This is a genomic window from Kushneria sp. AK178 (assembly GCF_053903105.1).
Map to the genome: position 1 here is coordinate 262,425 of NZ_CP096381.1, position 21,144 is coordinate 283,568.

General features: G+C 63.9%; 20 protein-coding genes. 10 read left to right on the forward strand and 10 right to left on the reverse strand.

All coding sequences use genetic code 11. From position 1 onward, the window contains the following. Position 1 precedes the first annotated feature (1 nt). The 4 genes from M1D97_RS01200 to gpmI form a co-directional block, all read right to left on the reverse strand. Positions 2-358, reverse strand: coding sequence for a hypothetical protein (locus tag M1D97_RS01200; RefSeq protein ID WP_456268918.1), 357 nt, complete (start codon positions 356-358; stop codon positions 2-4). A gap of 63 nt (positions 359-421) precedes the next feature. Beyond that, positions 422-1,894: a S41 family peptidase gene (locus tag M1D97_RS01205; RefSeq protein WP_456268919.1), complete on the reverse strand. Its 1,473-nt coding sequence runs from the start codon at positions 1,892-1,894 to the stop codon at positions 422-424. 73 nt (positions 1,895-1,967) lie between these two features. Beyond that, entirely contained in the window at positions 1,968-3,311 is a 1,344-nt protein-coding gene (locus M1D97_RS01210; RefSeq protein WP_456268920.1) for a murein hydrolase activator EnvC family protein, read from the reverse strand. A gap of 13 nt (positions 3,312-3,324) precedes the next feature. Further along, positions 3,325-4,875 carry a 2,3-bisphosphoglycerate-independent phosphoglycerate mutase gene (gene gpmI / locus M1D97_RS01215; RefSeq protein WP_456268921.1) on the reverse strand — a complete coding sequence of 517 codons (1,551 nt, stop codon included), beginning with the start codon at positions 4,873-4,875 and terminating at the stop codon, positions 3,325-3,327. A gap of 281 nt (positions 4,876-5,156) precedes the next feature. Between gpmI and M1D97_RS01220 the strand changes: the two genes are divergently transcribed. From M1D97_RS01220 to poxB, 4 genes are all read left to right on the forward strand, one after another. Further along, positions 5,157-5,579 (forward strand): rhodanese-like domain-containing protein, encoded by a 423-nt coding sequence (locus M1D97_RS01220; protein ID WP_456268922.1) that lies wholly within the window; start codon positions 5,157-5,159, stop codon positions 5,577-5,579. 74 nt (positions 5,580-5,653) lie between these two features. Then, positions 5,654-6,124 (forward strand): protein-export chaperone SecB, encoded by a 471-nt coding sequence (gene secB, locus M1D97_RS01225; RefSeq protein ID WP_456268923.1) that lies wholly within the window; start codon positions 5,654-5,656, stop codon positions 6,122-6,124. 21 nt (positions 6,125-6,145) lie between these two features. Beyond that, complete coding sequence (locus M1D97_RS01230) at positions 6,146-6,862, forward strand: 16S rRNA (uracil(1498)-N(3))-methyltransferase (RefSeq protein ID WP_456268924.1); 717 nt, start codon at positions 6,146-6,148, stop codon at positions 6,860-6,862. A gap of 232 nt (positions 6,863-7,094) precedes the next feature. Then, positions 7,095-8,837 (forward strand): ubiquinone-dependent pyruvate dehydrogenase, encoded by a 1,743-nt coding sequence (gene poxB / locus M1D97_RS01235; protein ID WP_456268925.1) that lies wholly within the window; start codon positions 7,095-7,097, stop codon positions 8,835-8,837. 116 nt (positions 8,838-8,953) lie between these two features. Here the strand turns inward: poxB and M1D97_RS01240 are convergent, their stop codons facing one another. Next, positions 8,954-10,087 carry an alkene reductase gene (locus M1D97_RS01240; RefSeq protein WP_456268926.1) on the reverse strand — a complete coding sequence of 378 codons (1,134 nt, stop codon included), beginning with the start codon at positions 10,085-10,087 and terminating at the stop codon, positions 8,954-8,956. 236 nt (positions 10,088-10,323) lie between these two features. Here M1D97_RS01240 and gshB point away from each other — a divergent pair, with 236 nt between their 5' ends. The 3 genes from gshB (at position 10,324) to ruvX (ending at position 12,453) form a co-directional block, all read left to right on the forward strand. Further along, the gene (gshB, locus tag M1D97_RS01245) at positions 10,324-11,283 is read left to right on the forward strand and encodes a glutathione synthase (protein WP_456268927.1); all 960 of its coding nucleotides are present in this window, start codon (positions 10,324-10,326) and stop codon (positions 11,281-11,283) included. A gap of 155 nt (positions 11,284-11,438) precedes the next feature. Next, positions 11,439-11,996: a YqgE/AlgH family protein gene (locus tag M1D97_RS01250; protein ID WP_456268928.1), complete on the forward strand. Its 558-nt coding sequence runs from the start codon at positions 11,439-11,441 to the stop codon at positions 11,994-11,996. After that, positions 11,989-12,453, forward strand: a complete 465-nt coding sequence (gene ruvX, locus M1D97_RS01255) for a Holliday junction resolvase RuvX (RefSeq protein WP_456268929.1) — start codon at positions 11,989-11,991, stop codon at positions 12,451-12,453. The genes M1D97_RS01250 and ruvX overlap by 8 nt, the downstream gene beginning before the upstream one ends. Before the next feature lie 39 nt (positions 12,454-12,492). Here the strand turns inward: ruvX and pyrB are convergent, their stop codons facing one another. After that, on the reverse strand, positions 12,493-13,527 hold the full coding sequence (gene pyrB / locus M1D97_RS01260; RefSeq protein ID WP_456268930.1) for an aspartate carbamoyltransferase: 1,035 nt from the start codon (positions 13,525-13,527) through the stop codon (positions 12,493-12,495). A 258-nt stretch (positions 13,528-13,785) separates the two neighbouring features. Here pyrB and M1D97_RS01265 point away from each other — a divergent pair, with 258 nt between their 5' ends. Continuing rightward, a complete protein-coding gene (locus tag M1D97_RS01265) occupies positions 13,786-14,580 on the forward strand; it encodes an SDR family oxidoreductase (protein ID WP_456270160.1) in 795 nt (264 codons plus the stop codon). Between the two features lie 471 nt (positions 14,581-15,051). Here the strand turns inward: M1D97_RS01265 and M1D97_RS01270 are convergent, their stop codons facing one another. Next, positions 15,052-15,828, reverse strand: a complete 777-nt coding sequence (locus tag M1D97_RS01270; protein WP_456268931.1) for a TatD family hydrolase — start codon at positions 15,826-15,828, stop codon at positions 15,052-15,054. Positions 15,829-16,047: 219 nt separating this feature from the next. Here M1D97_RS01270 and M1D97_RS01275 point away from each other — a divergent pair, with 219 nt between their 5' ends. Both M1D97_RS01275 and M1D97_RS01280 read left to right on the forward strand, forming a co-directional pair. After that, the gene (locus tag M1D97_RS01275) at positions 16,048-16,911 is read left to right on the forward strand and encodes a glucose 1-dehydrogenase (RefSeq protein WP_456268932.1); all 864 of its coding nucleotides are present in this window, start codon (positions 16,048-16,050) and stop codon (positions 16,909-16,911) included. A gap of 130 nt (positions 16,912-17,041) precedes the next feature. Next, positions 17,042-17,899: an SDR family oxidoreductase gene (locus M1D97_RS01280; protein WP_456268933.1), complete on the forward strand. Its 858-nt coding sequence runs from the start codon at positions 17,042-17,044 to the stop codon at positions 17,897-17,899. A gap of 301 nt (positions 17,900-18,200) precedes the next feature. Here the strand turns inward: M1D97_RS01280 and M1D97_RS01285 are convergent, their stop codons facing one another. The 3 genes from M1D97_RS01285 to M1D97_RS01295 all read right to left on the reverse strand — a co-directional run bounded on the left by M1D97_RS01285 (position 18,201) and on the right by M1D97_RS01295 (position 21,046). Then, positions 18,201-19,037, reverse strand: a complete 837-nt coding sequence (locus tag M1D97_RS01285) for a phosphatase PAP2 family protein (RefSeq protein ID WP_456268934.1) — start codon at positions 19,035-19,037, stop codon at positions 18,201-18,203. A gap of 155 nt (positions 19,038-19,192) precedes the next feature. Beyond that, positions 19,193-19,999 (reverse strand): phosphatase PAP2 family protein, encoded by an 807-nt coding sequence (locus M1D97_RS01290; protein ID WP_456268935.1) that lies wholly within the window; start codon positions 19,997-19,999, stop codon positions 19,193-19,195. A gap of 165 nt (positions 20,000-20,164) precedes the next feature. Next, complete coding sequence (locus M1D97_RS01295; protein WP_456268936.1) at positions 20,165-21,046, reverse strand: NAD(P)-dependent oxidoreductase; 882 nt, start codon at positions 21,044-21,046, stop codon at positions 20,165-20,167. Between the last annotated feature and the right edge of the window lie 98 nt (positions 21,047-21,144).

Genomic DNA, 21,144 nt, shown 5'->3' on the forward strand with positions numbered 1-21,144 from the left:
ATTACATGGTGTTATCAGGGTTGGCACTGTTGGTGCTGTCAATGCCGCCACCCGGTGAATCATCCATGGGGCTGCCATGACCGGTCCCCGTGCGGGTCTCGTCGGCGCCCGGCTGGGTCGACATGCCGCCACCGGTCTGAGAAGCACCGCTGCTCTGAGACATGCCGCTCTGGCCGCCCTGGGACATGCCACTCTGGCTGCCCTGGGACATGCCGCTCTGGCTGCCCTGGGACATGCCGCTCTGGCCACCCTGCGGGGCCGGGGCACCGCTGTTTTCAGGCGCACCGCCGGAGGAGGAACAGCCGGCTGCCAGCATTACGGCAGCGGCCAGCGCGCCCATCGTCAATCCCTTCTTCATGTGTACTACTCCTTTTCAAGGCGGATGGCTTCATTGCGTTGCCCTCATCAGCGTAGACGCTTTTTACTGGTCCGTGGCCGCCGGCGTGTTGTCGGTTTGTGAACCATCGTCGGAGGCCTCGTCAGCTTCGGACAAGGATGTCGCTTCGTGGTATCGCACCCCGGAGCGCTGGAACACGTTGATGCCGCGCAGCAGATTGAGCGCCTCGCCCAGCTGGTAGTCGTCGGTGGCGATGGGGGAATCGGGCAGCGCTTCCTCCTCCCGGTCGCGTTCGCCGTCGGCGTTTTGCAGGTGCCCGCGCAGATTGGATTCGCGAATCTCGAAGCGGCTTTGCTCGAGCTCCAGTCGGCCGCGGCGTACCATCACGTCCGGGGTGATGCCCTCGGCCTGGATGGAGCGCCCGCCCGGCGTATAGTACAGCGCGGTAGTGAGCTTGATGCCGGTATTGTCATCCAGCGGCATGACCGACTGTACCGAGCCCTTGCCGAAGCTTTCGGTGCCCAGCACCACGGCGCGATGATGGTCCTGCAGGGCGCCGGCGACGATCTCGGCGGCGGAGGCGCTGCCGCCGTTGATCAGAACGACCAGGGGCGTTTCGGCCAGGGCGGTATCGCCGTGCGCTTCAAACTGCATGTCCGAATCCGCCAGACGCCCCTCGGTGTAGACCACCAGGCCGCTGTCGATGAAGAGATCGGCCACGCCGACGGCGCCATCGAGCAGCCCGCCGGGGTTGTTGCGCAGATCCAGAACCACGCCGGAAAGCCCGTCGTCGCCGGCCTCGTCCTTCAGGGACGCGATGGCCTCGCTGGCCTGCGTGGCCGTGTTCTCCTGAAACTGGCTGATACGCAGATAGCCATAGCCGGGAGTCAGCATGCGCGAGCTGACACTGGCGGCCTGGATGTTGTCACGCTCCAGACTGACCTCGATGGGGGCGTCCTCGCCCTCGCGCGCCAGCGTCAGCTCGATCTCGCTGCCGGGCTCACCCCGCATCAGACCGACCGCTTCCTCCAGCGACATGCCGTCGGTACTCTTGCCGTCGATCTCGATGATCAGATCCCGCGGCTGCAGACCGGCCCTGGAGGCCGGCGTGTCATCGATCGGCGAGATGACCATCAGCCGGTTATCCTCCTGGCCGACCTCGATGCCGATGCCGCCGAACTCGCCCTCGGTCATCTCGTGAAGCATGCGAAAGGCGTCTTCATCGAGATAGTCCGAGTGCGGGTCCAGCCCCTTCAGCATGCCGCGCATGGCGTTGCGCAAAAGGGTCTGGTCGTCGACATCGTCCACATAGGCCTGCTTGATGCGCTCGAAGACCTGCGCCAGCGCCTGAATGTCCTCCAGCGGCAGGCTGCCCCGTGAGAGCGTCTCGCCATCGGCGTCATTGGCCGCATCGTTATCGGCCGGCATGGCCGGCGCGTTTTGGGGCGCGTTCTCCGGTGGCGCCGTATCGGTGGCCGGTTCAGCGGCGGTGGCCGGCAGCGTCAGCAGCAGGGCGGATGACAGGGCAAGCGTTGAGGCGACGTGACGCAGCAACATGCGAACTCCTTCAGCGGGGATGGGCCGGGCTGCAGGGCGCCCGATACCGTCAATGGATAAAGCGTGTGCCGTACTAGCGCGAGGCCAGCCAGCTCTGCGGATTGATGGTCTTGCCACCGCGACGTACCTCGAAATAGAGCGCCGGACGCGACAGGCCGCCGGTGTCACCAACGTAGCCCAGCGTCGCACCGCGCTCGACCCGGTCACCGGCGGCCACGGCAAGGCGCTGCTGGTGAGCGTAGAGAGACAGTATGCCACCGTGATCGATGATCACCAGATAGCCAAAGCCGCGCATCCAGTCGGCAAACACGATCTGACCGGCTGAGGCGGCATGGATCGCGGTGCCGGCCGGAGCGCCGATCAATACCCCGTTCTTGTTGAGACCGTCGCCGCTGCCGTAGCTCGAAATCATCGAGCCGTTGACCGGCCAGCGCGAGTCGCCGGCGCCGCTGTCGGCCTCGTGGGTCACGCCCTGACGCGCCGTGGCGCGTCGATCCGGCGCCGGGTCGGCACTGCGGGTCGGTACGCTCCGGGCGTTGCTTGAGGAGGCGTTCATTTCGTCGCTGGTCAGACCGTCATCTTCCGACGCTGTGCTTTGGCGCGACTGTTTTTGTTGTTCGGCCTCCCGGGCACGGCGTTCGCGCTCGGCCTTTTCGCGCGCCCGGCGCTGCTGGCGGGCGCGGGCCAGCTCCTGTTCGAGGCGGCTGACCATTTTTTCGGCCTCGGCGCGGTCGGACTGAAGGCCTTCAAGATCGCTGCGGCCGCTCTGGTAGCGTTTTTCCAGCGTGGCCAGCGCCGTTTCACGCTCGCGGCGCTGCTCGGCCAGGGTCTGCTGGCGGCTCTTGAGCTCTGCCTGCAGCCGATCGAGCGTCTGCTGCTGCTCCAGGGTCCGGGTGCGGTTGTCCTGAAGCGCTTCGTTGAGCGAGGCAAGGCGTGCGAGCTGTTCGGCGCGGGCCTCGTTGAGCCGGTTGAGATAGTGCTGAAAGCGGTCGATCTCGCCGGGGTCCTGATTATCGAGCAACAGCTTCAGGCGCGGCTGCTCGCCCAGCTTGTAGAGCGCCCTGACCTGTTCGGCCAGCGCCTGTTGCTGCGCATTGCGCTTGATGGTCAGTTCCTGTTGGCGCTGGTCGAGCGTGTCCAGCGCCTCGGCGCTCTCCTGACGTGCCTGTTCCAGCGTCTCCAGCCGGCGATGGGTCTCGGCCAGTGCCTTTTCGGCCTGCTCGAGCGCCTCGCGGGCGCTGCCGCGTCGGGCATCGGTCTTTTCCAGCTGGCGCTGGGTCTGTTCAATGTCCTGGCGAATATGATCCAGCTCGGCTTTTGAAGCATCCAGACTGGCGGCACCGGCAGGCACCGCCAGGCCCAGCGTCAATGCCAGCAGCCAAAACCGGCCCGCAGGCCGGTATCGTGTGAATGGCACCGAAGGGCTCCGATTACTGATGGTCGATCAGCACGCGGCCGGTCATCTCGTCCGGCTGGGTCTGTCCCATCATGGCCAGAAGGGTCGGGGCGATATCGCACAGGCGCCCGTCTTCAGAGAGCGTGGCCTGGCGCTGGCTGACGTAGACCAGCGGGACCTGGAAGGTGGTGTGCGCGGTCTGGGGCTTGCCGGTCTCCGGATCGACCATCTGCTCGGCGTTGCCGTGATCGGCGGTCACCAGGCACTCGCCGCCGGCGCGCTCGATCGCTTCCACCACACGGCCCAGGCACTCGTCCACCGCCTCGATGGCCTTCGTGGCCGCCTCCAGATCGCCGCTGTGGCCGACCATGTCGCCGTTGGCGTAGTTGCAGATCACCAGATCAAAGCGGCCGGAATCGATCGCCTCGACCAGCCGGTCGGTGACCTCAAAGGCGCTCATCTCGGGCTTTTCGTCGTAGGTTTTTACATCGCGCGGCGAATCGACCAGGATGCGCTCCTCGCCGTCGTACTCCTCTTCGCGGCCGCCGGAGAAGAAAAACGTCACGTGAGCGTACTTCTCGGTTTCGGCGATGCGCAGCTGGGTCAGCCCCTGTGATGACACGTATTCGCCCAGGGTGTTGGGCAGATCGTTGGGCGGGAAGGCGACCGGGACATCCAGATCATCGGAGTAGCGGGCCATGGCGACGAAGTGGACCTTCGGCGTGCGGTTACGCTCGAAGCCGTCAAAGCCCGGATCGACCAGCGCATGGGCGATCTCGCGGGCGCGGTCGGCGCGGAAGTTGGCAAACAGTACCGCGTCGCCATCCTCGATGGTGACCCGGTCATCATCGCTCTCGCGCAGGCTGGTGGCGGTCACGAACTCGTCGGTCTCGTCCCGGTCGTAGGCGGCGTTGAGCGCCTCCTCGACATCGCTTTCGACATGCTCGGCTTCGCCGTTGACCACCACCTGCCAGGCGGCTTCCACGCGATCCCAGCGGTTGTCGCGGTCCATGGCGTAGAAGCGTCCGACCATCGAGGCGACCCGGCCCACGCCCATCTGGCGCAGCAGGGCATCGGCGCGCAGGAGGCTGTCCAGCGCGCTCTGCGGGGCGGTATCACGGCCGTCGAGGAAAGCATGGATATAGACCTTTTTTGCCCCGCGCGCCTGGGCCAGCTCGGCCAGCGCCAGCACGTGGTCCTCGTGGCTGTGGACGCCGCCCGGCGACAGCAGCCCCAGTACGTGAACGGCGCGATCGTCGCTGACGGCCTGGTCGATGGCTTCGGTCAGGGCGGTGTTGTCGCCCAGCTCGTTGTCGCGGATCGCCTTCGAGATGCGGGTCAGGCTCTGATAGACCACGCGGCCGGCGCCCAGATTCATGTGGCCGACCTCGGAGTTGCCCATCTGGCCTTCGGGCAGGCCGACGTTTTCACCATCGGTATTGATCAGGGTGTGGGCGTAACTGTCCTGCAGCCGATCCATGACCGGCGTTTTTGCGGCGGCAACGGCGTTGTTGGCCGATTCCGGGTTGTGGCCGTAGCCATCGAGAATCAGCAGGGCGACGGGACGTGGTTGCGATGTGGACATGATTTCGCCTCGGGTACACGGACATGTAAGCCCCGATACCGGGTGGCGCCTGCTGCGTGCTACACGCAGCAGGCGCGTTATCAGGGCGTCGAAATGGTGATCATCATAACCCAGCCGGTGCATGCCAGCATTGATCATCGGGGACGGACGACGGCCGGGTGCTTGTGTATACTGGGCGCGCGCCGGATTCCAGCTGCCGGGCGGCTTCCCCGAACCCGCAGGGTAGACCAGGCACGACCGCGCGCCGAGCCATTTTAAACGACCGGGGTCAAGATATTTCCATGATCGATCAGCTTCTGGAGTTTGCCCAGAATCACCTTTTGCTGGTAGGCGCCTTTGTTGTGGTATTGCTGGCCTGGCTGGCCTTTGAATCCCGACGCAGCGCATCCGGTGGCGTCACGAGCGGTGAGGCGACCAACCTGATCAACCGCGAGGACGCCATGGTCCTGGATGTGCGCGAGATCAAGGAGTTCAAGGCAGGCCACATCGCCGGCGCCGTCAACGTGCCCGCCGCCAAGCTTGATAACAACATGCAGCGTCTCGACAAGCACAAGGACAAGCCCATTATCGTGGTGGACAAGATGGGCCAGCACAGCGGCGGCGTTGTCACGAAACTGCACAAGGCAGGCTACAGCGGCGCCCGTCGTCTCAAGGGCGGTCATTCGCAGTGGGTGGCCGATGGCCTGCCCGTTGTGACACGCTGATGTAACCTCTTCAAGCGACAGTTTTACTGGCTTCAAGCAACAGTCATTACTTACTCACCGACCGGGAAACGAGCATGTCAGAGAACAACGCCACCAGTGAGCAGGGCAATATCCAGTTCGCGCTGCAGCGCATCTACGTCAAGGACATCTCCTTTGAGGCGCCCAACTCGCCGGCGATCTTCCAGCAGCAGTTCAAGCCGCGGGTCAAGCTGGATGTCGACAACGACCACCAGCAGATCAGTGAGGGGCTCTATGAGGTCAGCGTGCGCGTGACCGCTCATGTCTATAACGGTGAAGAAGAGTCCACGGCGTTTCTCGCCGAAGTTCAGCAGGCGGGGCTGTTTGCCATTTCCGGACTCAGCGATACCCAGCTTGATCACACCCTGGGGGCCTTCTGCCCCAATGTGCTGTTCCCCTATGCGCGTGAGTGCATCGACAATCTGGTCGGCCGTGGCACCTTCCCGGCGCTGATGCTCTCCCCGGTCAACTTTGACGCCATCTACGCCCAGCGTCAGCAAAACGGCCAGCAGCAGGCCGACGCCTGATCGGCCATTCCCTGATCGTTCATGCGAATCCATGTCCCTCTGGCGCTGGTTCCCGGCGCCACCCTGACCCTGCCCGACGCCGCCGCCCATCATGTGGCGCGCGTCATGCGGCGTCGTGAAGGTGACGCGCTGGTGCTGTTTGACGGGGCTGGCGTAGAAGTGAATGCTCACATTACTGCCATCTCGAAGCGTGAGGTGCAGGTCAATATCGACGAGCGTCTGACGGCGCTGCCCGAGTCGAACCTGGCCGTGCATCTGGGGCTGGCCGTGGGCAAGGGCGATCGCATGGATTTCGCCATTCAAAAGGCGGTCGAGCTGGGGGTGGCGGCGGTCACCCCGCTCTATACCCACCATGGTGATGTCCGGCTCAAGGGTGAACGCGCGCAGAAAAAGCGCGACCACTGGCAGGCCGTCGCCGTCAGCGCCTGTGAGCAGTGCCGACGCGCCACCGTGCCGGCGGTGCATCCGGCCATCGCCCTGGAAGAGTGGCTGGCCGCCCGCGATGAAACGCTGCGACTGGTGCTTCATCCCCACGGTGCCGGTCGCCTGCCCGGGATGGCGACGCCCGGCAGTGCCGCGCTGCTGGTCGGCCCCGAGGGTGGCCTCAGCGATGACGAAGTCGCTCGCGCCCGGGACTGCGGCTTTCACGCCTGGATCATCGGTCCGCGCATCCTGCGCATGGAGACGGCGCCGATCGTGGCGCTGTCGCTGTTGCAGGCGCGCTACGGCGATCTCTGATCCCCGCGTATCCCCCGGTTTTCCTCAGCGCATCTTTTCACACGCCGCAGCCGGTCAGGCCGTGCCGGTGGCCTGATCGGGCGCGTCTGTCTGTCGTCAATGGATCGATGGCATTGGACATTCGTCTGCCGGACGTCTGAACTGACGGGTATCCACGTCCTTTTATCCGCTGGACGCCGGTCATGGTCCATGACGCGGCGTGCAGGGGCTGCCATCACAGGGAGAAGTGATCATGGTCGACTATAGTGTTGCCGACATGCTGGTACGAACGCTGGCCCAGGCCGGCGTGCAGAATATCTGGGGGCTGCCGGGCGACTCGCTCAACGGTCTGACCGAGAGCCTGCGCCGTCAGGAGGCGATTACCTGGCGCGGCGTGCGCCACGAGGAGGTCGCCGCACTCGCCGCCAGCGGCGAGGCCGAGGCGCGGGATGATCTGACCGTGTGCGCCGGTTCCTGCGGGCCCGGCAATACCCACCTGATCAACGGGCTTTTTGAAGCCCAGCGGGCGAAAACGCCGATGTTGGCCATTGCCGCCCAGATTCCCTCCAGCGAGGTGGGGCTGGGGTATTTTCAGGAGACCCACCCGGAGCAGCTGTTCAAGGAGTGCAGCGACTACTGCGAGCTGATCTCCAATCCCTCCCAGGCGCAGCGCGTGATCGAGACCGCCATGCGCACGGCGATTCTGGAAAAGAGCGTGGCGGTAATCGTGATTTCCGGTGATGTGGCGCTGTCGCCTGCCGTCGAGCAGAAGATGCAGTGGAGCGCGCCGGTGGCACCGGTCCCGGTGCCTCCCGGGCCCGAGCTTGACGAGCTGGCCGAGCTGCTCAACGACAGCAAGCAGGTGGCCATGCTCTGTGGCGCGGGCTGTGCCGGCGCCCATGACGAGGTCATCGCGCTGGCCGAGCGGCTCAAGGCGCCCATCGTGCACGCTTTGCGCGGCAAGTCGCACCTTGAATACGACAATCCCTACGATGTCGGCATGACCGGCCTGATCGGCTTCAGCTCGGGCTATCACGCGCTCAAGGAGTGCGACTTTTTGATCATGCTGGGCACCAACTTTCCCTATCGGGACTTCTTCCCCGAGCACGGGCGCATCGTGCAGATCGATGTGCGTCCCGGGCATCTGGGCCGACGCAGTACGCTGCTCAAGGGGCTGGTCGGTGATGTGAAGGCCAGTCTGGACGCGCTGCTGCCGCGGCTCGAAGAAAAGACCGATCGCAGCTTTCTCGACAAGTCGCAGGAGCACTACAAAAAGGCGCGCGAGGATCTCGACGAGCTGGCCGTGCCGGACGATCCGGGCAAGCCGCTGCATCCGCAGTATCTCACCGCCCGCGTCAGCGAACTGGCCGCCGAGGATGCCTGGTTTACCGCCGAGGTGGGCACGCCCACCGTCTGGGCGGCGCGCTATCTGAAGATGAATGGCAAGCGACGTCTGACCGGCTCGTTCATGCACGGCTCGATGGCCACCGCCATGCCCCAGGCGATGGGGGCCCAGGTCGCCCAGCCCGGGCGTCAGGTGATCTCGCTGTCCGGGGATGGCGGCATCAACATGCTGATGGGCGATCTGATGACGCTGGCCGAGCAGCAGCTGCCGGTCAAGGTGATCGTCTACAACAACGCCACCCTGGGCTTCGTGGCCATGGAGATGAAGGCGGCCGGCTACGTTGATGAGGTCACCAATCTGCCCGGCGCCGATTACGCGCGCCTGGCCGAGGCACTCGGCATCAAGGGGCTGACGGTCGCAAGCTCCGAGCAGCTCGACGGCGTGCTTGAAGAGGCCTTTGCCCATGACGGGCCGGTCATTGTCGATGTGAAGGTGGCCAAGCAGGAGCTCTCCATGCCGCCGACCATCGAAGCCGCCCAGGCGAAGGGCTTTAGCCTCTACATGCTGCGCGCGGTGATGAGCGGTCGCGGTGACGAGGTGATGGATCTGGCCGATACCAACTGGCTCAGCCGGCTGGGGCGCAGGAAGTAGCCATCGACTGATAGTGAGCACTTGCTCGCGCTGACGCATCGCCCGACAGCCGTCAGACGACAAAAGCCCCGGCCATGCCGGGGCTTTTTCATGCGCGGGGCATCAGACCCGGGCGATCAACTCTTCTCGTCGATCAGCTGCTGGCGGGCCTGACGCTCAAGCTCTTCCGGATACGTCGGGAAGTCCACATAGCCGCGGGCATCGCCACCGTAGAAGGTGGACGGATCAAACTCGGCCAGCGGCCAGCCGTTTTTCATCCGCTCGACCAGGTCCGGGTTTGAGGTGTAGAGACGCCCGAAGACCGGCAGGTCGATGGTGCCATCATTGACCAGCTTCTCGGCCTCGGCCTGGTCCAGATTGCCGGCCAGCAGCAGGTTGCCCTCGTAGACCTTGCGAAAGCGCTTGAGGTAGTCGCGCGGCATCGGCGGCATGCCCTGACCGCCCTGGTCGTGCAGGTGCACGTAGGAGAGCCCGCGCTTGTTGAACTCGCGCGCCAGGTGCAGATAGGTCTCGCCGTTGTCGTCGTACTCCGGCATGTCAAAGAGCGTGCCGTGCGGCGACAGGCGCACACCGACGCGATGGGCGCCGATCAGCGCGCTGACCTCATCGACGACTTCCAGCAGCAGACGGCAGCGGTTTTCCCGCGAGCCGCCGTACTGGTCATCACGGTCGTTGACGCCCGGGTTCAAAAACTGCTCGAAGAGATAGCCGTTGGCGCCGTGAATCTCGACACCGTCGAAGCCGGCCTCGCGTGAATTGACGGCGGCCCGGGCGAAATCGCGCACGATATCGCGCACTTCATCGGTGTCGAGCCGGCGCGGCGTACTGGCATCGAGCATGTCGGGCGTGCCCTGTTCGTTGTAGCCGAACGCCATGCCACCGGGCTGCTCGCTCGGGCCCACCGGGGCGCCACCGGCGATCTGGACGGTGGTATGCGATACGCGCCCGACATGCCAGATCTGGGCGAAGAAGACCCCGCCGCGCTCGTGAACGGCGCGGGTGGCCTTTTTCCAGCCCTCGATCTGATCCGGACCATAGATGCCCGGGTTATAGAGATAGCCCGTGCCCTGGCGCGATACCGGCGTGCCTTCCGAGATGATCAGCCCGGCGCTGGCGCGCTGGCGGTAGTAGAGCGCCCCCATCTCGGAGGGAATGTCGCCGGGCGCCCGTGAGCGGGTCATGGGGGCCATGACCACGCGGTTGTCGAGACGGATGCCGGCCAGATCAACGGGCTCAAAAAGTGATGACATGCAGGTTCTCCTGGCTGAACGCCTGAACGTCGTGGTTCAGCGATGACTTGTACCACCAAAGTCTAGCCGTTCAGGCGCGCTCCCCTGATAGTTTCCGAACATGCCTGCCATTGGAAATAACAACTCTTCAAGCGGGAAAGCAGCGGGTTCGATCATGGTCGAAGGATGAGGCTTGCGTCATACTGGCGCCATCAGCGGCTGCCATACCATCACATGGCCGTGTTCCGGAGTGTTAAATGAGTGAACGTGCATTGAAGATTGCGGTGGTCATGGATCCCATCGCCGACATCGCCTGGAAAAAGGACACCACGCTGGCGATGCTGTGGGCGGCCCGACGACGCGGCCATACGCTGTATTATCTCGAACCCGACGATCTGTACCTCAAGGACGGGCGTGCCATGGGGCGGCTGCGCACGCTGGAGGTGTTCGAAAACGACCCCGGGCATTACTACACCCTCGGCGAGGTCGAGGCCGGGCCGCTGGCGGCGATGGACGCGATCCTGATGCGTCAGGACCCGCCGGTGGATGTCAATTTCACCAATGCCGTGCACCTGCTGGGCTTTGCCGAGCGTGAGGGCGTGCTGGTGGTCAATCCGACCCGGGCACTTTTGACCTGCAATGAAAAGCTCTACGCCCAGCAGTTTCCCCAGTGCCTGGTACCGACCGTGGTCTCCAGCAACGACCGCGTGCTGCGCGAGTTTCACGCCGAGCAGGGCGATACCATCTTCAAGCCGCTGGATGGCATGGGCGGGACCGGTATCTTTCATATCGCCCCCGACGGGCGCAACATCGGCGCGGTCATCGAGCAGCTGACCCGGCGCGGCACCGAGCAGATCATGGCGCAGCGCTATATCCCCGAGATCAAACAGGGCGATACCCGCATTCTGCTGATCGATGGCGAACCGGTACCGTTCGGGCTGGCGCGCATCCCCTCCGCCGGCGAGGTGCGCGGCAATCTGGCAGTGGGAGGCCGGGGCGAGGCGCGGGAGCTGACCGACCGCGATTACTGGCTGGTCGATCAGGTCAAGGATTCCATCAAGGCGCTGGGACTGATCTTCGTGGGTCTGGATGTGATCGGCGACTACATCACCGAGATCAATGTCACCAGCCCCACCTGTGTGCGAGAAATCGACGCCCAGAAGGGCACCGACATTGCCGGCATGCTGATGGACGCCATCGAGCAACGCATCACCTGAGTGGTTGACGTCACGCTGGCCTGCCAGTGTTACCATGACACCATCAATCGCTGCCGACGAACGGGTGTCGGCAGCCAACGTCATGTCATGACCCATCGACATGCGCCCCGGCCCATCGGCGGGGGCGCCTGCCTGCGTTACCATCCGGGAGGCCCATGCAAGGCTTGCGCGATAACTTTCTCATGGCGATGCCCCATCTCGAAGATGAAAACTTTGCGGGCTCGCTGACCTACATCTGCGACCACGACGACAACGGCACGCTGGGGCTGAAGCTCAACCAGCCCATGGAGCTGACGCTGGAGGCGCTCTTCGAGCAGCTCGAGATCGATGCCAGCCACTGTCAGGCCCTGGAAACGCCGGTGCTCAATGGTGGGCCGGTGCATCGCGAACGCGGCTTTATCCTCCACGCCGGCAGCCCCGAGCACTGGGACTCCAGCATCCGCACCGGTGAGAACCGGGCGCTGACCACCTCGATGGACATCCTGCACGCCATTGCCGCAGGTCGTGGGCCCGAGCAGTTTCTGGTCTGTCTGGGCTGCGTGGGCTGGGAGCCCGACCAGCTGGCCCAGGAGATCAAGGACAACACCTGGCTGACCGTGGAGGCCAGCGACGAGGTGCTCTTTCGCACGCCCGCCCCGGCGCGGCTGGAAACCGCTGCCAGCCATCTGGGGGTCGACCTGAGCCTGCTCTCGCGCGAGGCCGGCCATGGCTGAGGCGCCGGGCCAGCGGCTGGTGCTGGCCTTTGATTTCGGCGTGCGCCGCATCGGCGTGGCGGTCGGCAACGAGCTGCTGGGCAGCGCCACGGCGCTGGATCCGCTGCCGGCGCGCGACGGCATTCCCGACTGGCAGGTGATCGCGCGTTTGATTCAGGAGTGGCAGCCCGATCTGTTCGTGGTCGGGCTGCCGCTTAACATGGACGACAGCGAATCCGACATGAGCCTGCGGGCGCGCAAGTTCGGCAAGCGCCTGCACGGGCGCTTTGGCAAGCCGCTCGAGATGTTCGACGAGCGCGGCACTACCCGCGCCGCCAAGGCGATTGCCCGCGAGGAGGGCCACAAGGGCAACTATCGCGAGCACGGCGTCGACGGTATCGCCGCCGAGCTGATTCTGAGTGGCTGGTTTGCCGAGCAGGCCGGCGGTACACGGCTTGATATCCCCGCACCGCGCTAGCCCCTGAAAAGCGCTTCGTAATGCAAGTGGGCGCTTACATCAGAGTGGCAGATCGGCGTCATCCACCCCCACCCGGTGTGGCGGCTGCCAGCCCACGTCACGCAGGTTGCGATCAAAGGTCTCATCCACCCCCATCAGCGTGGCAAAGATCGCCATGCGCACCGGAATGCCGTTGTCAGTCTGGCGAAAGATCGCCAGGCGCGGGTCGCCGTTGAGGTCCACGTTGAGATCGTTGGCGCCGGGGCGGCTGTCGCGGGGCAGCGGGTGCATCGCGAGGGTATGCGTACTGCAGCGCTGATCCAGAAAGGTGCGATCGACGCTGAAATCACTCGACAGGCTGAAACCCTCCACCATCTCCTGGGTAAAGCGCTCCTTCTGGATGCGCGTGGCGTAGACCACGTCCACATCGCTGAAATCGGCCTGCAGGGTGTCCCCCTGACGGATTCGGTGGCCGGCGTTTTCGGCCCGGTCGATCAGCTCGGCGGGCATCTCGAGCCCCGGCGGCGAGACCAGCGTGATCTGCAGCGGCGGATAGAGCGACAACAGCTTCAAAAGCGAATGCACGGTACGCCCGTATTTGAGATCGCCGGTCAGCAGCAGATGCGCGCCGGCAAGCGATTTGTCCAGCCGCTCGAACTCCTTGCGGATGGTATAGAGATCCAGCAAAGCCTGACTGGGGTGCTCACCCGGACCGTCGCCGCCGTTGATGACCGGCACGTGGGTCGCTGCGGCAAACTCGGCCACCGAGCCCAGATCCGGGTGGCGCATGACGATGGCATCAACGTAGCCGCTGATCACGCGGCTGGTGTCATAAAGTGACTCGCCCTTGGCCATCGACGAGAAGGTGAAGCCGGTGGTATCACAGACACTGCCCCCCAGTCGGCTGAAGGCCGAGTGAAAGCTCATGCGGGTACGGGTACTGGCCTCGAAAAAGAGATTGCCCAGCACGGCGCCTTCCAGCACGCGCGTGATCCTTTGGCGCTGGGCGATGGGCTCCATGCGCCGCGCCACGTCAAAGAGATGATCGACGTAGTCGCGGGACAAACTATCAACGGACAACAGATGGGCACTCATGGCACTCGCCTCTGGCTGGGAGGGACAAAGCCACACAGCGGGCACTGTGGGGCGCAAACGCGCGCCAGTGTAGCGCGACAGCCCCCTGTTCTTCATCGCCCGGAGCCACCTTCTTGAATGCCCTGCAATGCGCCCTACGCTTGAAGGGACGCCGCGCGGAACGACCGGCGGCAGACATTAATCCATGTTTCAAAAGGAGTTTGAACAGTGGCCAATTCAACCAGTGCCCCCCAGTCACAGCCGGGCGATGAAGATCGCATGAACGACCAGCCCGAATATATCCGGGCCGGCTATCGCGGCACCGGCAAGCTCAAGGGCCGGATTGCGCTGATCACCGGTGGCGACAGCGGTATCGGCCGCGCGGTGGCGGTGCACTACGCGCGCGAAGGCGCGGATGTTGCCTTCAGCTACCTTGAAGAGGACGAGGACGCCGAGGATACCCGCGCGCTGGTCGAGGCCGAAGGGCAGCGCTGTGTCGTCATGAAAGGCGATGTGGGCGATGCCGACTTCTGCCGCGACATGGTCGAAAGGACCGTCAGCGAGCTGGGCGGGCTCAATATCCTGGTCAACAACGCCGCCGAGCAGCATGACTGGGATGACATTACCAAAATCCCGGACGAGCAGATCGAGCGCACCTTTCGCACCAATATCTTCAGCCACTTCTACACGGTCCGGCAGGCGCTGGCGCACATGCAGGCGGGTGACACCATCATCGAAAGCTCCTCCGTCAACGCCTTCAAGGGCAACAATACGCTGATCGACTACACCGCGACCAAGGGCGCGATCCAGGGCTTCATGCGTTCGATGGCCATGTCGCTGGTCGGGCGCGGCATTCGCGTCAACGCCGTGGCTCCCGGGCCGGTCTGGACGCCGCTGATTCCGGCCACCATGGATGAAGAGAAGGTCGAAGGCTTCGGCGGGCAGGTGCCCATGGATCGTGCCGGCCAGCCCAGCGAGATGGCACCGGCCTATGTCTATCTGGCCAGTGAAGAGTCGTCCTACATGAATGGCCAGACCATCCATCTCAACGGTGGCGTTATTCTTAATACGTAACAATGTAATAATTTTACAGTAATGGTTACATCTGCGACCCGCGCCGCCTCTGGTGGCGCGGGTTTTTTCATGGCCGGTGATTGCCCCGGTCGTCTGCGTAAAGAGTCTCGTGTTCAGGTAAAGGATGTTTCCCACGAGTATCCTGTCACCGCTATAAAGGAGGTTAGTGACAGATTTTTCGCCGACGATGGCGTTTGTTGCCGACAGACCTGTAGCCGGCACCAGAACACGGGAGCGATTCCTGACAATGGACCGATGCGCCCTGATGGCGCATGTTTCGGCGCGCTATCTTCCGGGCCAGCTGTACATTTTCTGTTCGGCCGCGATCTCTGGATGTCAGAGTTTTATTAAACGATAAAATCCATTACGTAATATAGGGCAGGAGAGCGGTCACGACAGGCTTTCCGGAGGCCTACCAGCGCGAAAGGTCACGGTTCGACGGCGTCACACCCCGGTCGCTCGTCAGATCGGTCAGACATGAAACAGCCGGCGGCTGTTGTCCCGAATGGCGTCGGCAATCTCCTGGGGTGGCTCCTCGCGAATCTCGCACAGGCTCTGCCAGACGTGCCTGATGCGCTCGGGACGATTGGGCTCGCCCTGAAAGCCCTGTACGGGCATGTCCGGTGAATCGGTTTCCAGCAGCAGCGACGACAGCGGCAGGCGCGACAGGGTGCGGCGGGTCTTGGAGGCGCGCTCATAGGTGATGGTGCCGCCCACGCCAATGAAATACCCCGCCCTGATAAAGGCCTGCGCCTGCTGCTCGCTGCCGGCAAAGCCGTGCACCACACCGCGCCGGGGCACATCGAGGCGTCTCAGGTGCATGGCGAGCTTGTCGTGGGTGCGCCGCGAATGCAGGATCACCGGCAGATCATGGTCGCGGGCCAGCCGCAGCTGGGCGTCCAGCAGGGCTTCCTGCCGCTCGAACTGCGGATTGTCGATATAAAGATCCAGCCCGACCTCCCCGATCGCCACCAGCTTGTCGGGGCGCTGTTTGAGCCGGGTCTCCAGCTGCGCGAGGTCTTCCTCCCGGAAGTCGTGGATGGCCATGGGATGCACGCCGAGTGCGGCGTATACCGGCGCGTGACGCTCGGCCAGCGCCATGACGCCTGCAAAGCGCGCCGCCGTCACGCCTACCGCAATGATCTTCTCCACGCCGGCATCCGCTGCCCGCTGCAGGCTCTCGGGTTCGTGGCCGTCAAACGGCGGGAAATCGAAATGGCAGTGGGTATCCACAAACTGTGGGGGCATGTCGTCGCTCCTTCGAGTCATTGGCGCTCCGGACTGTCGGGCGTACGTCGGAGCCGTTCATGGCCGAGTGTAGCGCCCTGTAGCGAAGGGTGAATTGCAGGATGGGTGGGGGCGTCTACGCTTTAGACATTCGTCGGTATACGACCGGCGCAGGAGGCGACCGGCCGTATGCATCAATGACAGGTGGCTTCGGCCACGTAACGACAGGGAGATGTCGTCATGGCAGAACAGATTCCCCCGCAGAAGCAGGGTCGCCAGCCCGGCGTTGAAGGCGAGATGACGCCGGCCGCCGAGTTTATCCGCGACAGCTATCGCGGCAGCGGCAAGATGCAGGACCTGGTGGCCATCGTCACCGGCGGCGACAGCGGTATCGGTCGCGCCACCGCTGTGCATTTTGCCCGTGAAGGCGCCGATGTGGCCGTCATGTACCTGGATGAGCAGGACGACGCCGAGACCACGAAGCAGATGATCGAGGCCGAAGGCCGCCGCGCGCTGCTCATTGCCGGCGACGTGGCCGATGCCGACTTCTGCCGCAGCGCGGTGCAGCAGACGGTCGATACGTTCGGCAAGCTGGACGTGCTGGTCAACAACGCCGCCCAGCAGGTGCTGCACGACCGGCCCGAGGAGACCTCGGACGAGGAGTGGCGCCGCACGTTTGATGTCAATATTCACGGCTACTTCTACATGGCCAAGGCGGCCATTCCGCATCTGCGCGAGACGAAGGGCACCGTGATCAATACCACCTCCGTCAACGCCTTTGCCGGTAACGCCAACCTGCTGGCCTATACCACGACCAAGGGCGCCAACGCCGGCTTTACCCGCGCGCTGTCGAAGATGTGCGTCGGCGACGGCATCCGCGTCAATCAGGTCGCGCCCGGCCCGATCTGGACGCCGCTGATTCCCTCTACCATGGGTCAGTACGATGAAGACATGGTCGAGGACTTTGGTAGCCAGTCGCCCATGGGACGCGTCGGCCAGCCCGCCGAACTCGGCCCGGCCTACGTGTATCTGGCAAGCCAGGACAGCAGCTACGTGACCGGCCAGACCATCCACGTCAACGGCGGCATGATCGTCAACGGCTGACGTATCGCCTTCAAGGCATGCGTCTGCATGGGCGGCCTGCAATGGCCGCCCTGCTTATCGACGGACAGGATGCCTGTCTGCAGACGCGCCATTCGCACAGCATTGTCTACCGAAAAGGGAGATTTCAGACATGGCCGATCAGTTTCCGCAGCAGTCACAGGATCGTCAGCCCGGTTTCGAGCACGAGATGACGCCAACGCCCGAGATCATCCGCGACGACTATCGCGGCAGCGGCAAGCTCGAGGGCAAAAAGGCCGTGGTCACCGGTGGCGACAGCGGCATCGGCCGCAGCGCGGCGGTGCACTTTGCCCGTGAAGGGGCCGACGTGGCCGTGATGTATCTCGACGAGCAGCAGGACGCTGAAGAGACGAAGCGTCTGATCGAGGCCGAAGGCCGCCGGGCACTTTTGATCAGCGGCGACGTGCGCGACAGCGCGTTTTGTCAGCAGGCCGTCGATCAGGTGCTCAATGAATTCGGGGCGATCAATATCCTGGTCAACAATGCCGCCGCCCAGGTGGTGCGCCAGGACATTACCGACATCCCGGATGATGAGTGGCGCGAGACCTTTGACGTCAATATTCACGGCTACTTCTACATGGCGAAAGCCGTGCGGCCGCATCTCAAGGCCGGCGATACCATCATCAACACCACCTCGATCAATCCCTTCGTGGGCAACGCCATGCTGATGGCCTACACCTCGACCAAGGGCGCGATCACGGGCTTTACCCGCTCGCTGTCGGAGTCGCTGGTGGGTGACGGCATTCGCGTCAACGAAGTCGCACCGGGGCCGATCTGGACGCCGATCCAGCCCTCGACCATGGGCCGTTTCGATCCGACCCTCATGCAGAGCCTGGGCGAGAAAATGCCGATGGGCCGAGCCGGTCAGCCCAGCGAGCTCGGGCCCGCCTACGTGTTTCTGGCCTCGAAGGATGCCTCCTACATCAGCGGCCACTCGCTGCATATCAACGGTGGCGCGATCATCAACTAGGCCGTGACATCGTTTTGGCCAAACATAAAAAAACCGCCCCCGGCAGCGCCGGGGGCGGTTTTTTTATGGCGTCATATCAAAACGGTCAGCGCGAATCACCCGGCGTTGCGTCGTTGGCCGCCACGCGCTGTTCGCCCTCTCCTGCAGAGGACGCCGGGACGCGCGAGTTTTCCCATCGCCACCGCGCCGGCCGGCAGCGCCGGCACGCAAAAGGGGCGCTCCCGATGACCGGGAGCGCCCCTTTTTGCCGCGAAGGCAAGCCTGTGCGAGCGATGGCTGGCGCGCGCGAGCCGCAACGGATTTAGATCATGCCTGCCAGGCCGCTGAGCAGCTCGCGGGGCTCTTCCATCAGCGTGGCAATGGCGTAGCATGCCACGAAGGCGATGGGGTAGAACCACTGCGGATGCGTCCGGCTGATACCGGCCACGCGGGCGCCGAGGCGCCGAAAGGGGGTCAGAAGGGCCAGCTCGATCACGACCACGCTCAGGATGCCGCCGGCGATGACATCGGTGGCGAAGTGAAAGCCGGTGTAGACGCGCGAGAAGGAGACCAGTACGGCAAACACGATGGCAAGAAGGCCCAGCGGGCGGCAAAAGCGCCAGATGACATAGCCCAGGCCGATAAAGACGGCGCCATGATCGCTGGGAAAGGAGGTAAGATCGTGAAACTCCGGCGAAATATGGAACGGCGGTGTCATGTCCAGCGCCTGATCCTGCAGCGGACGCGGATTATCCGGAATGAAGATCTGCATGACACGGCTGACCAGCGAGGTGACAAAGGCCGCGAGGGTGCAGAGCAGAATGTCGCCCCGACGCGCGATCATTGACGGCATGCACCAGATGGCGCAGATACCGGCCACCAGCGGCACGCCGGTAATCAGCTTTTGATAGGAAAACGCGTTCATCAGGTAGTCCAGCAGCGCGTTTTGCTGCGCGGGCTGATTGATGAAGTTCATGAAGGCATATTCCACCGCCGTACCCGACAGCGCCAGGGGCGCAAGCACCACAAAGGCGATCAGGGCGATCACGATTCTGACCCAGGAGGGAGAATCGGCAGGCAGGGCGTTACCGCTGTGCGTCGGATCGGCGCTGGCAGCGTGAAAAACGGTAGAAGCAGACGTGGTGTTGTTGGAAGACATGATACCCGTTAAAAGATTTTGTTAAGGCTGTCGAGTGTGGTCTCCACAGCGCGCCTTGACCGTGTCAAAACGCATGTTTGTGTATCACTTTTGTGACACGGGCGGTCTCGCAGCGGATTGCGTCCGAAGAGGCGACGCCGGCCGGGCGCTCTGGCTCAGGACATCAGGCGCAGCACACCGCCGGCCAGGTCCCGAAGCTCCTCCACCAGCGTGGCGATGCCGTAGCAGCTGATAAACGCCAGCGGATAGAACCAGTGCGGATGGCTCTCACTGAAACCGGTGATCCAGCCGCCGATGCGCTGAAAGGGCGCGAGCAGGGCCATCTGCACCGTCAGGATGGCGAGCGCCCCGCCACCAATGATGTCGGTGATGAAGTGAAAACCAAGATAGATGCGGGTAAAGCAGAGCAGCCCGGCAAACAGGAAGGCGGCCAGCCCCAGGCGACGATGCAGACGCCAGATCACCCAGGCCAGCCCGATATACACCGCGCCGTGGTCGCTGGGAAACGAGCTGAAATCGCTCAGCGTCTGGGCATCGATGCCGGTGGGCGGCGTCATGTTCAGCACCTGGTCCTGCAGCGGACGCGGATGCGGCGGCGTCATCTGCTGCATGATGCGACTCAGCGCTGCCGAGCAGAAGGCCGCCACGGTGCAGGTCAAAAGCTCCGTGCGGCGGAGTTTCAGCGCCGGCATGAACCACAGCGCCCAGAAGCCGGCCACCAGAACCACGCCCGAGATCAGGTTCTGATAGGAGAGCACGTTCATGATGAAATCAAACAGCGCGCTTTCCCGCGCCATTTGATTGATGCCCAGCATGAGCCGGTCTTCCACCGCCAGCGGCGTGACGAAGGTGATCAGGGTGGTCGCGACGAGCACCCCCAGGGCGATCAGCGCGATAAAGCCTTCCCGAAGCGCACGGGACTCACTGTACCTGTCAGTGTATTGAGAGGAGACTGAAGACATTCTCTTCCAGTTTAAGTTGACTTAAAAATGACACCAGTATGAAAGGTAGATGACGGTATTATTGTGTTGATGTGTTCACATGATGATGCCGTATGTAAGACAGCGCGGCCGGCAGGCGATCGCCTGCCGGCCGCAAGGGGAGGCGGGTGCCGCGTCCGGATGGCGTCAGCTCTCCTGACGGCGTAGATAGTCGTGCACGGCGGCGATATCCTGCTCGCCAAGGCCGGCATCCACGGCCTCACGCCATAGCTCGCTGATGCGGGAAAGCCCCGGCAGATCATGATTGCCGGCGGCTTCCAGTGCCAGCCGGGCATCCTTGAGGCCCCACTCGAGTGCCATCTGGGCGCTGTATTCCTCACCGCCGATCTTGTCGAGCTTGGCCTTGACGTAGGGCGCTGCCAGCGGGCCGCCATCGAGCACCGACCACAGCTCGTCGGTGGCAAAGCCAAGCGTTTGCGCCAGCCGCGCGCTTTCGGCAATGCCCTGCATCATGTGAATCAGCCAGGCGTTGACGACAAGCTTCATGCGCGAGCCGCGGCCGGCCTCCCCCAGCCAGACCACGCGTTGGGAGATGGCGTTGAACACCGTATCGATACCGTCGGCGGCGTCCTGATTACCGCTGGCCAGCACCGAGATGGTGGCCTGCTCGGCCGGCGCCTTGGTGCCGGAGACCGGGGCGTCGATGAAGGTGATATCCGGGCGCGCCTGATGCACGGCCTCGATCAGGGCCTCGGTCTGCTCGACCCCGATGGTGCCCATCTGGATGACCACGCCACCCTCGGGCAGGTGGTCCAGGGCGCGAGCCTCGCCGAGCAGCACGTCCCGGGTGGTATCAAAGTCCGGCAGCATGGTGATGACAAACCGGGCGCCGCTGACGGCCTTGCCGGCGCTGTCGGCATTGAGGGCGCCGCGCTCGGCCAGATCTTCGCCGCGCGAGTGGGTGCGGTTCCAGACCCGCACGCTCAGCCCGCTTTTTACAAGGTTGGCGGCAAAGGCGTGGCCCATGGCGCCCAGGCCGAGAACGGCAACAGTCGTGTCCTGTGACATATGGCAATGCTCCATTGAGGGGTTCAAACCGATCGCACCAGCGTAGCGCGATGTCGTTGACAACGGGAACGTCAAACGCCCCGGCATGACCGGGGCGT

Coding starts and splice junctions, on each gene's coding strand:
- M1D97_RS01200 (WP_456268918.1), bottom strand. CDS start 358: ATGAAGAAGGGATTGACGATGGGCGCGCTGGCCGCTGCCGTAATGCTG.
- M1D97_RS01205 (WP_456268919.1), bottom strand. CDS start 1,894: ATGTTGCTGCGTCACGTCGCCTCAACGCTTGCCCTGTCATCCGCCCTG.
- gpmI (WP_456268921.1), bottom strand. CDS start 4,875: ATGTCCACATCGCAACCACGTCCCGTCGCCCTGCTGATTCTCGATGGC.
- M1D97_RS01220 (WP_456268922.1), top strand. CDS start 5,157: ATGATCGATCAGCTTCTGGAGTTTGCCCAGAATCACCTTTTGCTGGTA.
- secB (WP_456268923.1), top strand. CDS start 5,654: ATGTCAGAGAACAACGCCACCAGTGAGCAGGGCAATATCCAGTTCGCG.
- M1D97_RS01230 (WP_456268924.1), top strand. CDS start 6,146: ATGCGAATCCATGTCCCTCTGGCGCTGGTTCCCGGCGCCACCCTGACC.
- poxB (WP_456268925.1), top strand. CDS start 7,095: ATGGTCGACTATAGTGTTGCCGACATGCTGGTACGAACGCTGGCCCAG.
- M1D97_RS01240 (WP_456268926.1), bottom strand. CDS start 10,087: ATGTCATCACTTTTTGAGCCCGTTGATCTGGCCGGCATCCGTCTCGAC.
- gshB (WP_456268927.1), top strand. CDS start 10,324: ATGAGTGAACGTGCATTGAAGATTGCGGTGGTCATGGATCCCATCGCC.
- M1D97_RS01250 (WP_456268928.1), top strand. CDS start 11,439: ATGCAAGGCTTGCGCGATAACTTTCTCATGGCGATGCCCCATCTCGAA.
- ruvX (WP_456268929.1), top strand. CDS start 11,989: ATGGCTGAGGCGCCGGGCCAGCGGCTGGTGCTGGCCTTTGATTTCGGC.
- pyrB (WP_456268930.1), bottom strand. CDS start 13,527: ATGAGTGCCCATCTGTTGTCCGTTGATAGTTTGTCCCGCGACTACGTC.
- M1D97_RS01265 (WP_456270160.1), top strand. CDS start 13,786: ATGAACGACCAGCCCGAATATATCCGGGCCGGCTATCGCGGCACCGGC.
- M1D97_RS01270 (WP_456268931.1), bottom strand. CDS start 15,828: ATGCCCCCACAGTTTGTGGATACCCACTGCCATTTCGATTTCCCGCCG.
- M1D97_RS01275 (WP_456268932.1), top strand. CDS start 16,048: ATGGCAGAACAGATTCCCCCGCAGAAGCAGGGTCGCCAGCCCGGCGTT.
- M1D97_RS01280 (WP_456268933.1), top strand. CDS start 17,042: ATGGCCGATCAGTTTCCGCAGCAGTCACAGGATCGTCAGCCCGGTTTC.
- M1D97_RS01285 (WP_456268934.1), bottom strand. CDS start 19,037: ATGTCTTCCAACAACACCACGTCTGCTTCTACCGTTTTTCACGCTGCC.
- M1D97_RS01290 (WP_456268935.1), bottom strand. CDS start 19,999: ATGTCTTCAGTCTCCTCTCAATACACTGACAGGTACAGTGAGTCCCGT.
- M1D97_RS01295 (WP_456268936.1), bottom strand. CDS start 21,046: ATGTCACAGGACACGACTGTTGCCGTTCTCGGCCTGGGCGCCATGGGC.